The sequence below is a fragment of the Oceanobacillus oncorhynchi genome (assembly GCF_000821065.1).
In the GTDB taxonomy this organism is placed as follows: domain Bacteria; phylum Bacillota; class Bacilli; order Bacillales; family Amphibacillaceae; genus Oceanobacillus; species Oceanobacillus oncorhynchi.
Genome location: NZ_CDGG01000001.1, coordinates 3,539,082 through 3,551,366, shown reverse-complemented (window position 1 = coordinate 3,551,366; position 12,285 = coordinate 3,539,082). Strand labels below are relative to the sequence as shown.

Here is a 12,285-nt window from a genome sequence, read left to right as displayed (position 1 = left end):
GGACGGAAGCGGATTTTTAGTTTTCCTGCGAAGACAGTTTCTTTAATTTCACAGTAAATACTGTTTTATCATAAGCTTTGCTGGATAATGATATCTCACCTTCCAGACTTTCGACTAATCTTTTCGTAATGGTAAGCCCCAGCCCGCTTCCTTGATACAGCTTATTTCGCGAGTCCTCAAGCGTATACAATCTTTCAAATACGCTTTCTTTATTCATTTCATCAATACCTTTCCCCTTGTCCCAAACCTCGATGTAAGCAAATGCGTTATCATGTTTTAAGTTTAACCCCACTACTTGACCATCCTTTCCATACTTGATGGCATTCGATATCAGGTTTCTAAGGATTCTGTCCAGAGCTTCTTCATTTCCAGCTACATAGATATGCTCATCTGGAATGTTAATGGAAACATCTAATCCTTGCTGAGTTAACATTTCATAAAACTCTAAAATGCTCTTTCTGCAAATTTCATTAATATGTATCTTTTCGAGTGTTATCTCCTTATCTCCAGACTCCAGCTTTGCCAAATCAAAAAACGTATTGATCAATGTCAGCAGCTCTGCCGCCTTTTCATGTGCTTTACGAACCTCTTTGCCCGCTTCTTTTTCGATAACTTTATTCGATTGAATGATTTCTAAATATCCAACAATAACAGTCAGCGGTGTTTTTAAATCATGAGAAATATTTGAAATCATTTTCCGAATCGATTCTTCCTTTTTTGTATAATCCGCCAATATTTTCTGATTATGGTTTAAAAGATGATTGATGCTGATCAATAAAGGAATAAGCTCTTTATCATCGGTAAAAACAAGCAGATTCTCACTGGTTTTATCAGCGATAATCTTATCCAATTTTTCATGCATATATTTTATTTGCTTGTCTCTTGCTATCTTTGCTTTATATTGAAAAATGATAATCCCGGTTAAAATCAGGGTAATCCCTATAAAGAAATAAGCCATGCCTTTTCCCCCCTTTTCAAAAGATATTCACACATCTATTCCCCTAGTTTGTAGCCAATTCCCCAAATGGTCATAATATAATGAGGCTCAGCCGGGTTGTCCTCAATCTTTTCTCTTAGTCTTCTAATATGAACATTGATGACATTTTCGTCTCCAAAGTAGTCGTTTCCCCAGACCGTGGTATATATTTGAGCCTTTGTAAAAACATTATTGGGATGCTTGAGAAACAGCTTTAAAATATCGAATTCCTTGGAAGTCAGTTTGATTTCCTTACCATGTTTTTGAACAGAGAAATTATTGATATCAATTGTTAAATCTTTATGGTTTATCACCTGCTCTTCTTTTTTTGTCTCCGAATAACTGGTGGCACGCCGCAATGCCGATTTTACTCTGGCGGAAAGCTCTATCATGGAAAAAGGCTTCGCTATGTAATCATCTGCACCAAGCTCCAGGCCTAGCACCTTTTCCACGTCCGTATCCTTCGCTGATACAATTAGTATCGGCACGGAGCTGTCCCTTCGAATTTGTTTCATTACCTCTATGCCATCTAATTTCGGCATCATAATATCAAGAATGATTAAATCAAATGTATCGTTTTGAAATTTTTGCATTCCTTCTTCGCCTTCCAAAGCAGTAACTACCTTATAGCCTTCTTTTTCTAAATAATTTTGTATCATTTCGCTTACTGAGATATCATCTTCTACGATGAGAATGTTATTGTTCAAGTGAGACAGCCTCCTATGAAATTTTAGTTTAATAGATTTCTATTATCTTTATTGCCGACTATACCCTTTTGCCTGCCTCTTTATATATTACAGAGATTTTTACAGGTATTTCATAAAGTTTAACACATTCCTTTGCACTTTATAGATGCACTTTGCCTAAGGATGCCTTTTATGGTAAAAAGAACATATAATATTCTGTTAAAAAATCATATTGTTAGCTAAGCAAATGGTTAGGAAAGGGAGGAACACTTTATTGGTATCTGATATAGCATTGATGAAACATCATGTAAACGTGTTATTTAAAAAGGATGATAATAATCGAATGACCTTTGTGAATGAGCCGCCAAACGAGGCTGCACCTCGTATTTTCATTGGCGGGACGCAGCTTGGTAATGTAGTAAGATACTCCAATGCCCTTGAGGAGAACGTAATAAAGAAGCTGGAACGAAGCATTCATGCAGATTTTGCTATAGACTTGGCAGAAATAATCACCATTTTAAACACAGACCGGCAAATCAGCAATTTTTGGACTGGACCTGCTTTCGTGTTTCCTGATGTCAGCAGCATAACAACAAAAGCAATACGAATTACCGACTTCAACAAAGACTGCCTGAAGCAAAATTTCCCATATATCTACGAAGTGCTTAAATATAAACAGCCTTGCTTTGCTATTATTGAAGATGAAGCAGCTGTATCCGTTTGCTGCAGCGCGAGACAAACTAATGAAGCGGCTGAAGCAAGCTTAGCTACATTTGAAACGTATCGTGGAAGAGCATACGCGATAGACGCTTCCATTGCTTGGGCAGCTGAAATTCAAAGTCAAGGATTACTTGCATTGTATAGTACCTCCTGGGATAACTTTGCATCCCAATCTGTAGCAAGAAAATTACATTTAATACAATATGGAACGGACATTCATATGAAATAAGACAATATCCCCGAACACAAGTCATTCTTAAATTAATGGACACAATTACTGAAAATCTGATGTATTCTTTTTCATGCTCGAGAAATAAACCGGGATGAAGATTAACGCAAAATCAAAAATAGGCCCCCTTGGACTTGGTCAGTGGATCCTGTAAACACTCTGGAGCTCTCGTTTAACTCTCTACACAACAAAAAATCCTGCTCGTAGCAGGATTTTTATCAAACATTCTTATTAATTATCAAAGGGCAGATCGTTACACAAACTTATTCCTGCCAGCACCTAATCCTGCAACCATCATTAACAAGCAAACAACGATGATAGCAATAATCGGCGCAGACCAGGCCTGCGTAATATCAAATAGAAGCCCGATAAATAACGGTCCAATGGCAGCAAAAATATAACCGACGGATTGCGCCATCCCAGACAGCGCTCCAGCCTGACGTCCATTACGTGCGCGCATGCCAAGCATAGCAAGTGACAGGCTGATGGCCCCTCCAAAAGTAACTCCAATCAGTGTTACCCAGATGAAAATCAGCGGAAGCGGTCCCCCGATTAGCAGTCCGATAAATCCAACTGCTGCACCGCCGCTGATTCCCAGTACGATCCCCTGCTGGTTAGAGAATTTCTCTGCCAGCACCGGTGCCAGAAAAGTAGACGGCAATCCGACAAACTGCACATAAGCTATCAGCCAGCCGGCAGCAGATACGGAAAATCCAAAGCTTTGCATGATTTCTGGCAGCCACGATACCATTACATAAAATATAAAAGATTGCAGACCCATAAATAACGTAACCTGCCAAGCCAATGGGGATTTCCACAGGTTGCTGTCATTAAAAGGCTTATTGCTTAACTCCACTTGTTCTTCTTTAGGCGCAGGGTTCCGGCTGATAACAAAAATCCAAACAATGATTCCGACAAGAGCCAGCACAGCCCACGATAATAAAGCCAATTCCCATCCTAAGCCTGCTCCTTTTGCAAGCGGAACTGAAAGTCCAGAAGCCGTGGCCGCGAATATTGCCATCGATGTGGAATAGACACTCGTCATTTGACCGACTTTATGCGGGAATTTTTCCTTGATGACTGCCGGCAGCAGCACATTCATTACTGCGATGCCAACCCCGATAATAGCTGTTCCGATAAATAATGTCGGTGTATATGGAATGGACCGGGTGCCTATTCCGGCGAACAGCAGGATCAGGCCAAGCAAGACCGCTCCTTCATTCCCCAGCTTCCGGCCAAGCTTTGGCGCAAGCGGCGATACTATGGCAAATGCGATAAGCGGTAAACTGGTAATCGTCCCCGCACTCCAGTTTTCCAGTCCAATCTGATCACGAATGGTCCCTAACAACGGTCCAACGGAAGTAATTGCCGGCCTCAGGTTAAAACCAATCACCATGATAGCAATCAAATATAGCATTCTCTTATTAGAGGATGCTTCCTCAGTCAGACTATTTGTTCTTGCTCTATTTTTCTCCATCTAATACCTTCTTTTCTACTTTCCACCCCCTTTACAGGAAAGGAGGAGGAATAATTTTGCACAATATATATATGTTATGGCAATGTACATCCTATTGTCAAGACACCCATTTTTAATAGACTGCAATCAACGCATCTGCTCTGCGATGCCCCAATGTGTTAACACTGATAAAACGCAGCTTCATCCAGGAAACAGTTTTCATATTAACCTGTACCCGCAAACTTCCAATCTAATAATTTTGAATAAAAGGTATATCTATGAAATTTATTGGAGAGCCTGTCAATATAACAAACTATTAATTGGAGGTATTTCCAATATGAAGTACAACCTAATGATAGGCATTGCTTTTCTTATTTGCCTATTCATTTTTATACCAACAGTACATGCAGATAATGGGACATTGTACAAAGTTGATACGGAAACAACAGAGTTAATGGATGCGCCTGCTCAGGATACAGTCCTTCTAAGTGAATTAAAAAAAGACTATAAGGTTACTATTTTTGAAGAATCCAATGGCTGGGGCAAAACATTTTATAACGGCGAACAAGCTTGGGTCGCGTTACATCACCTATCAGCAGTGGATGAGATACAGACAGAGCCAGAAAACGAACAATCCGATACAGAAGATAATCAAGCTGAAACAGCAGCTGCTGCAGCAGAAACAAATACAGAAACTGCCGAACCAGCAGAAAACGGACAACTGTACCGAATTCAAGCACCAGCAGTAAATGTACGCAATGCGCCTGATAAGAATGCAGCTGTCGTTACGCAGATGAATCATGGTGAGAAGGTTACTATTTTTGAAGAATTGTACGGCTGGGGCAAAACATATTATCATGATGAAGAAGTATGGATCACTTTATATTTACTTGATAAAGATGACGAATCAAATGGAAATAGTGACACATCAGAAGAAAATGAAAAAACAGAATCATTAGAAACAGTAGAAGAAACCGAAAATGAAGCGTCAGAAGCAACATCTGAGCCAAAAGACGGTGAAAGCGAAAAGGAAAATGGCGAAACAAAAGAAGTTCAAGCGGAACAAAGCACTGAAAATCCGCTTGCCGGCCGTCAATTTGTGATTGATCCAGGTCACGGCGGGAAAGATCCCGGTGCAGTGGGATCCGAAGCACATGAAAAAACATTAGCTTTAACCACAGCAAAAAAATTAGGAGAACAATTACGCCATCAAGGAGCTTCTGTTACGTTTACCAGAGAAGATGATACGTATCTCTCATTGGGAGAACGGGTCAACATAAGTAATTCTGCCAATCCAGATGCATTTATCAGCCTGCATTATAATGCGTCGGAAGACCAGGCTGCGCATGGAGTGGAAACCTTTTACAAGAATGAAAGCGAAAGCCAGATGCTTGCTGAGTATGTACAAACGTCATTGATGAGTCATGTTCATCTCGACAATCGTGGAGCTAAACAAGCAGATTTCCAAGTACTAAGAGAGAATCAGCAAACTGCGATTTTAATTGAGCTTGGTTTTATCAGCAATTCAGAGGAACAGCAGACAATTCAAACGGATAATTATCAAAATCATGCAGCAGAAGGTATTATTGCCGGATTAGAAGACTATTTCAGCTAAAATCAACGGATGAAAAGGTAAAAGTGTATCTAGGTGACACTTTTACCTTCGATTACGTTTTTTGGACTTCCTTTTAAATTACAATCTGTAATGAGCTGCTCAGGGGGAATATTACGAATCTTTCATTTTACGTTTAGAACTTTTTAGTTTTACAATCGCTATCATAATAGCTGCAACCCCGATTAATGGAAGCACAAGGAATAATGGTTCACCCGTACCAGAGTACATAATAGGTCCCCAAATGATAGGCACAATACCGTAAACAATAAGATAAATAATTCCCATTATAAATTCAAATATATGCTTTTTTTAGATATGGTTTTCACCCTTTTAATTTGAATCCAATCAGGAATGCTAACTTATCAAGTCAGGATTTTTTTAGGATGTTATTTTTAATCCCTTATAAAAAAGCATCCTCTTTCACTATCTTATTCCCTTATTTTGAAATTAATTAACGTACTTCCCTTTAGAGTCCGGGCTATCATTCCATTTCTTTTCACAAAACCTGAATGGATATTAATCCCTTTACAGTTTATTTATTAAACCGTTCTAAATGATAAAACTGATACGTATTATTCGTCAGCTGTTGTCGAACTTTATCAAAAGGCAGCTGTTTTACCTCAGCTATTTTCTTTATCACATCGATAATCATATTTGGATGTGTCATCTGATTTTGAAAAAGCTCTTTAAACGGCCATGGCCCATCTGTTTCTGCCATAATAAGTTCTAACGGATATTGTTTGATTAAAGACTGAATCTCCTCTTCATACCAGCAATCAGGCGTGATAGAAATCATATATCGATTATCTATCATACGGTTAATCGTAGCTTTATCCCCTTTAAACCAATGAAAATGGGCTTGTTCCAGTTGATATTTTTCAAGCATATCACAGACAACAGAGGCATCTTCATAAACAGCATGTAATACGATTGGCAGATTATACTTTTTTGCAGCCTGTACAAACCGCTCTAATATGGCATGATAAGGTGCAATATCCAGCGAGTCATCATTACGTTTGGTATAATACGGAAGCCCTACTTCTCCAATAGCCACGATTTTTTCGAATTTTTGTTCAATCTCCTGAAAGATACGATTGATTTCTTGATCAGGCGGCAATGCTTGTTCCGGATGCCAGCCGAAAGCAGGATAAACAAACGGATATTTCTGTGCTAACCACCATACCTTTTGACAGCTCTCAAAATCACTTGAAACGGCTATCATCCCATCTGCTTGAAGCGTTTGAATTAACTGTTCCTGCTCGTCAGGCTGGTACCAATCTAAATGAATATGTGCATCAATCATTATGCAAACTCCCTCATCAAATCAATCTGTTATATCCTTAAACAAATCCCCGGCTTTTCTTACATCCACATTTCCGCCGCTTAATACGACACCTGCTCTTTTGTTTTTAACAGAAAGCTTTTGATATGCTGCTAAAGCGACTGCTCCAGATGGCTCCACAACAAGTTTTAATCGCGTCCATAGGAAGTACATAGCAGCTTTTATCTCTTCTTCAGAAACCGTGATAAAATCATCTACATGCTTTTGAATGAAAGAAAAAGTAATTTTTCCTAACGAAGGTGTATTTAAACCGTCAGCTATCGAGTTTGGAGCTTCAATCGTCTGCAATTCTCCTGCCTTAAATGATTTCGTCGCATCATTGGATACCACAGGCTCCACTCCAATCACCTTGCATTGAGGCGACAGCTGTTTTGCAGCAATGGCACATCCGCTTATCAACCCGCCGCCTCCACAAGGAACGAGCAGATAGTCAAGCTCCCCGACTTCTTCAATCAATTCTTTTGCAACGGTGCCTTGTCCGGCTACAATTGGCTCCGCATTGAAAGGAGGAATTAATGTATAACCAAATTCATCTATTAAATCCTGCGCTTTTTCCTCTCGGGATTCCGTCTTGCGGTTATATCTTATAATCGTTGCACCATAGTCTTTCACAGCTGCTGCTTTGACTTGCGGCGCATCATCCGGCATGACTACTGTCGCAGGGATACCAAGTATTTTGCAGGTTAAAGCCGTAGCCATTGCATGATTTCCGGAAGAATAAGCGATTACTCCTTTATTTTGGGACGCTTTCGGCAGAGAGCTTATCGCATTATAAGCACCCCGAAATTTAAATGCTCCCATCCGCTGGAAATTTTCACACTTGAGAAACATTTGGTTTCCGGTTAATTCATTCAATAATGTTGACGTATGGACTGGGGTTTTATGTGCAATTCCTTCTAGGCGATTTGCTGCTTCTACTATTTTTTCATACATTTTGAATTCCTCCCTCACTTTTATATCAAGACAGGTTGCTATTTTAATAATTTTTAGTAATGCCTATATCCTCCTTTCGACAAATCGGACTAAATTTCCTGCTAAAATCTTTCTCAATTGATATAAAGAACAATCAAGTCACAGTTGTATATTTAAATCGAGTTTTTAAATGATATACTTAACTTTTTATATTAGTCTTCATTTTAAATGAAATTTGCATCGCTTGTGCCATTTGAATATAATTATATAAACTAAGCTTTTTTACATATTGAAAATATCTAATCATTTCTTATCCGGACATACAAGGAGGTCAACCATGATGATAAGTCCCCAAGCTGCTGACAAACTTAACGCCAGTATAGAAGATTTAAAAAATAGTTTAGAAGAAAAAGTTTCCAAAAAGCTTGATTTGGATAACTGTCATCGAATGATTCAAAGATTGGTTGAGCTTTCTTCCAGCTGTGAAGCATGTAACCAATATTTTGTTGATTTAGAAGGTCATATAGCCCAGCTTTTAGACAAGTCAGATCAGCTGACAAAAAATGATTTTAAAAACCATCACCAAATATTAAATAACATCCGTACACACCTCATGAAAAAACACAAACTAGTTGCGAAAGACTATTATCTCAGTATCTATATGTCCTGTGGTCTCAGCTTAGGACTAGTTTTTGGACTCTTATTCGATAGCCTTGCATTAGGTTTGCCAATTGGCTTAGCTGTTGGTATAGCGATTGGAGCAGGTTTAGACGCAGATGTTAAGAAAAAAGGAAGAACCATCTAGCATTCCAATCAGCCGTTCAATACAGCATTCTCCACAGATAAAACGTAGCATACGCTTCCCAGGTTGACCATGCTGCCGATAATTCTCTAATCTCAGCTTTTGTCGGCTTTCGTTCCATTCCCTTTACAAATTGGATGGCATTGATTAATCCCACATCATCAATAGGAAAAGCGTCCGGATACCGAAGACAGCGCATCAATACGTAATTCGCTGTCCATGGACCAATCCCGCGAATACGGATCAATTCTTTTTCCGCTTGCTTCAAATCATCTACATGTAATAAGTTTTCTTTTGATAAATCTCCATTTGCCATTAACTTTGCTACACCAATAATATATTCCCTTTTCCTTTTTGTCATTTTAATATCAGCCATATCTTCCGCAGTTAATTTAGAGATTTTTTCATACAAAGGGAAAATCCAATAATTTTTTCCATTATAATCCAAATGTTCTCCAAATTTTTCAACAAATTGACGTTTTAATGTGTACGCAAACTTCAGGTTAATCTGCTGGCCTAATATCCCCCAGCATAAGGCCTCAAATAAATCATTTAAACCCATAATCCGAAGTCCGTAAAATCTTTCAATGACTGGTTGCAGTAACAAATCCCGGCGACCCATTTCATAAAAAGGCAGCAGGTCGGTGTCAAAGTCAAACCATTCACAAATATAATTTACGATGGTCTCTTTATCTTCAAATGATTCCGGTTTTGTACCGGCTAAACACTCAACAGCCAGATAGTCACTTCCTGCTTCACTTATCTGTATCAATGTACGCAGATGATTTATTTCAATCACACGGGTAATCGTATTCTCCTCTATTTCATACATGCATTCATTTGGATCCCTCAGGAAATAGTCTACATTCACTTTAAAATTAAACGGCTCCGGTGCTTTTATGAAAATGCAGTTTTTACTTTCTTTCCAGCTTCTCACTTTCTTCGTCCCCCCTATCTTCAAGATCTGTTTTATATTTTGCTTGCGAATTCAGCAACCTACTATGGTTGTACAACAAGCAGCACTTATGCCAAAAGGCAAAGAGACGCTGTTTTCACACTGACCCTTTGCCTTTTAGTTAATGCTTGCATTATCATTTAACAAAAATTATTCTCCATCATTCTTTCTTAAAATATCCTTCACTCTTTCTCTCATCTCTTTCGTATAGCCTTGCTGTCCGCCGGTATGAATAAAAAGGATATTTTCCTGGTCAACATAGTTTCCGTTTTTAATTTCAGTCACTAACCCTTTAAAAGCCTTCCCTGTATAAACAGGGTCAAGAATCATTCCCTCATTTTTAGCAATATCCAAATAAAATGCCAGTTCTTCATCAGTTGCCTGACCGTAGCCAAGTCCAATATAGTTATCATTAATAGTAATAGAATCAAAATGATGGCTGATGTTTTCCAAATCATTTACTATTTCCATCACATCTTCTTTGAACACTTCTGCTATTTGGTCAACAGAATAGCCAATGATTTTCTTTCTGGTATCTGCCCCCTCATTTGCAAACCATAGCCCTGCATATGTTCCGCCAGAACCAATTGCAAGGTTGATAGAATCAAAATGAACACCCATCTCTACTTCCTGCTTCATGATTTCATTATAACAATTAATATAACCGTAAGACCCGATGGCATTTGAAGCACCTACCGGAATAATCAATACCTTTTTCCCTTGTTCTTCTAACTCCTGCTTCTTCTCCTCCATCGCATCTTCTCGGGATGCATCCGGCGGAATAATATTTACATTCGCTCCAAGCATATCGTCAAGAAACAGGTTTCCTTCATATTCTTTCGCTTCACCTCTAAGCACCAGATGGCATTCTAAATCCATCATGGCACAAATCGCGGCTGTCGCTCTGGCATGGTTTGATTGGCAGGCTCCTGTAGTAATGATTGTGTCATATTTATTATCCAATGCATAGGCAATAAGGTATTCCAGCTTTCTTATTTTGTTTCCCGAGACTTCCACTCCTGTAAAATCATCTCGTTTGATATAAATATTTTTCCCAAGTTCATTACTGAGTTTTTCCAGCTTTTTAATGGGTGTATCCAAATTAGCAATATTTAATTTACGCATAGTCGTTCCTCTCGCTTTCATCCAGTTTATACCTTTATGATAGCGAACAAGAACGAATATAAGCAAATAATAAATGAAAGGAATTTGTTATTTTAGTGTAAAGAATCGATGAAGAGGGTAAATTTTCTATAAGTCTGTACTCTTTTCCTGTCAGCATCAGCGGATAGAGACTGCAATTAGAAGAAAAGTTAAAAACAAGCAATTATACTTATTAAAAAAATAAAGTATGGGAGGTGTCACAACGTTTGAAAAGACCGTTGGGAGTTATAATAATAAGTTATATATTTGCTTTTAGTTCAATGCTTTTATTATTTTCTGCTATTTTTTATGATGCGGATACCGATTCCATGCGCAGTATAGCGGAACGTTTTGCATTACCGAATATACCTGAGCAATTAATGAGAGCAATAGTAGCTTTATTTTCATTAGTAATGGTCTATGGTTATATCCAATTGAAAAATGGGGCTTTTGGACAATGGTGGCTTATTTAGTCTATTTTGGAATGATTAGCTCTCTGCTCGTAAACAATCAAACCCACCTGCTATATATAGTTAATATGCTTCCTTCTCTGGCTATGCTAGCTTATACGATCTATGTAAGGAAAGCATTCTTTAATCCATCGAATTTTCAACATTAGAATAATTGAAAATGCCCTTTAAATAACAATAGAACTTCCTATTTCATAAGAAGTTCTATTGTTACGCCTATTCTATTTGAACCCAATCTTAAATGAAAACCCATATAAGAACAGAAACCAAAATAATCGCGGGCAGTCCAAGAAAATAAATATAAGTAAGACTTGAAAAACTCTTCTTTCGTTCGTAAGTATCGTCCAGCTTTTTTGTGACAAAAAGTGTTCCGATTAATGCAAGAACACATACGATAATCACCAGTATGATAAGGGTATTCAACATCTCCCTTTCCCCACCTTTATAAAATAGTCAACGCAGCCGCATAACAATAACCTCAGGCATTATGCAGCTGATTATTTGTTAAAGCAGCCTGTTGCAGATAATCTGAATCCAGCGTATAGGAAGCGGTCTTTTTCTTCCATTGTTTCACGACATCTACCCGATTTTCATATCCGAAAACATGGAAGGTCATTTCTTTATTTTTCTTTTTAAAATGAATAATATATGGGGGCATCTTTGTTTCAGGATGAAGAAACAAAGCTTCCTTCCCTGGAAAGATATGATTCTTATATAAAAATTGAGCTTCATTAAAAGAATCTATAAATCTCCTTTTTTCATCTCCATCAAGCGGTGCTCCGTCGAAGGTTATCGTACTGTTTCCTGCATCAATTTTAGGATGCAGTTCAAATTTATTTAAAACCCATCCTACCAAAGCGCTTGGCGGGCTGGTTAAAAATTTCAATATAATTCCTGCCAGCGTAATTAATATAAATGTCCATGTCATTTTCGAATTCCATCTCCCTGATAAACTATCACTTTCTAATTTTGATATAAG

12 protein-coding genes are annotated in these 12,285 nt (G+C 38.2%); 4 read left to right on the top strand and 8 right to left on the bottom strand.

The genetic code is table 11. The annotated features are described in order from the left end of the window. Positions 1-16 precede the first annotated feature (16 nt). Positions 17-958: a sensor histidine kinase gene (locus BN997_RS16950; protein ID WP_042533977.1), complete on the bottom strand. Its 942-nt coding sequence runs from the start codon at positions 956-958 to the stop codon at positions 17-19. Positions 959-993: 35 nt separating this feature from the next. Next, entirely contained in the window at positions 994-1,683 is a 690-nt protein-coding gene (locus tag BN997_RS16945) for a response regulator transcription factor (protein ID WP_042533975.1), read from the bottom strand. A 253-nt stretch (positions 1,684-1,936) separates the two neighbouring features. Between BN997_RS16945 and BN997_RS16940 the strand changes: the two genes are divergently transcribed. Beyond that, positions 1,937-2,611 (top strand): GNAT family protein, encoded by a 675-nt coding sequence (locus BN997_RS16940; protein WP_042533973.1) that lies wholly within the window; start codon positions 1,937-1,939, stop codon positions 2,609-2,611. 253 nt (positions 2,612-2,864) lie between these two features. On the opposite strand, the gene BN997_RS16935 is transcribed toward BN997_RS16940, so the two are convergent. Then, the gene (locus BN997_RS16935) at positions 2,865-4,088 is read right to left on the bottom strand and encodes a CynX/NimT family MFS transporter (RefSeq protein ID WP_084612967.1); all 1,224 of its coding nucleotides are present in this window, start codon (positions 4,086-4,088) and stop codon (positions 2,865-2,867) included. Positions 4,089-4,404: 316 nt separating this feature from the next. Here BN997_RS16935 and BN997_RS22330 point away from each other — a divergent pair, with 316 nt between their 5' ends. Next, the gene (locus tag BN997_RS22330) at positions 4,405-5,682 is read left to right on the top strand and encodes an N-acetylmuramoyl-L-alanine amidase family protein (protein ID WP_052485062.1); all 1,278 of its coding nucleotides are present in this window, start codon (positions 4,405-4,407) and stop codon (positions 5,680-5,682) included. A 532-nt stretch (positions 5,683-6,214) separates the two neighbouring features. Here BN997_RS22330 and BN997_RS16925 read toward each other — a convergent pair. After that, positions 6,215-6,985 (bottom strand): TatD family hydrolase, encoded by a 771-nt coding sequence (locus tag BN997_RS16925; RefSeq protein WP_042533971.1) that lies wholly within the window; start codon positions 6,983-6,985, stop codon positions 6,215-6,217. Positions 6,986-7,006: 21 nt separating this feature from the next. Next, positions 7,007-7,957 (bottom strand): threo-3-hydroxy-L-aspartate ammonia-lyase, encoded by a 951-nt coding sequence (locus tag BN997_RS16920; RefSeq protein ID WP_042533969.1) that lies wholly within the window; start codon positions 7,955-7,957, stop codon positions 7,007-7,009. Positions 7,958-8,273: 316 nt separating this feature from the next. Here BN997_RS16920 and BN997_RS23590 point away from each other — a divergent pair, with 316 nt between their 5' ends. Then, positions 8,274-8,741: a glycine zipper domain-containing protein gene (locus BN997_RS23590; RefSeq protein WP_244882397.1), complete on the top strand. Its 468-nt coding sequence runs from the start codon at positions 8,274-8,276 to the stop codon at positions 8,739-8,741. Between the two features lie 16 nt (positions 8,742-8,757). Here BN997_RS23590 and BN997_RS16910 read toward each other — a convergent pair whose 3' ends face one another. Then, complete coding sequence (locus BN997_RS16910; RefSeq protein WP_042533967.1) at positions 8,758-9,675, bottom strand: DNA-3-methyladenine glycosylase family protein; 918 nt, start codon at positions 9,673-9,675, stop codon at positions 8,758-8,760. 168 nt (positions 9,676-9,843) lie between these two features. Further along, positions 9,844-10,818 carry a D-cysteine desulfhydrase family protein gene (locus tag BN997_RS16905; protein WP_042533966.1) on the bottom strand — a complete coding sequence of 325 codons (975 nt, stop codon included), beginning with the start codon at positions 10,816-10,818 and terminating at the stop codon, positions 9,844-9,846. 245 nt (positions 10,819-11,063) lie between these two features. Between BN997_RS16905 and BN997_RS16900 the strand changes: the two genes are divergently transcribed. After that, the gene (locus tag BN997_RS16900; protein WP_042533964.1) at positions 11,064-11,309 is read left to right on the top strand and encodes a hypothetical protein; all 246 of its coding nucleotides are present in this window, start codon (positions 11,064-11,066) and stop codon (positions 11,307-11,309) included. 475 nt (positions 11,310-11,784) lie between these two features. On the opposite strand, the gene BN997_RS16890 is transcribed toward BN997_RS16900, so the two are convergent. After that, positions 11,785-12,234, bottom strand: coding sequence for a YfmQ family protein (locus BN997_RS16890; protein ID WP_042533962.1), 450 nt, complete (start codon positions 12,232-12,234; stop codon positions 11,785-11,787). Positions 12,235-12,285 lie beyond the last annotated feature (51 nt).

Bases quoted from the DNA above. Each gene is read 5' to 3' on its own strand.
- BN997_RS16950 (WP_042533977.1), bottom strand. From the start codon at position 958: ATGGCTTATTTCTTTATAGGGATTACCCTGATTTTAACCGGGATTATC.
- BN997_RS16935 (WP_084612967.1), bottom strand. From the start codon at position 4,088: ATGGAGAAAAATAGAGCAAGAACAAATAGTCTGACTGAGGAAGCATCC.
- BN997_RS22330 (WP_052485062.1), top strand. From the start codon at position 4,405: ATGAAGTACAACCTAATGATAGGCATTGCTTTTCTTATTTGCCTATTC.
- BN997_RS16925 (WP_042533971.1), bottom strand. From the start codon at position 6,985: ATGATTGATGCACATATTCATTTAGATTGGTACCAGCCTGACGAGCAG.
- BN997_RS16920 (WP_042533969.1), bottom strand. From the start codon at position 7,957: ATGTATGAAAAAATAGTAGAAGCAGCAAATCGCCTAGAAGGAATTGCA.
- BN997_RS23590 (WP_244882397.1), top strand. From the start codon at position 8,274: ATGATGATAAGTCCCCAAGCTGCTGACAAACTTAACGCCAGTATAGAA.
- BN997_RS16905 (WP_042533966.1), bottom strand. From the start codon at position 10,818: ATGCGTAAATTAAATATTGCTAATTTGGATACACCCATTAAAAAGCTG.
- BN997_RS16890 (WP_042533962.1), bottom strand. From the start codon at position 12,234: ATGACATGGACATTTATATTAATTACGCTGGCAGGAATTATATTGAAA.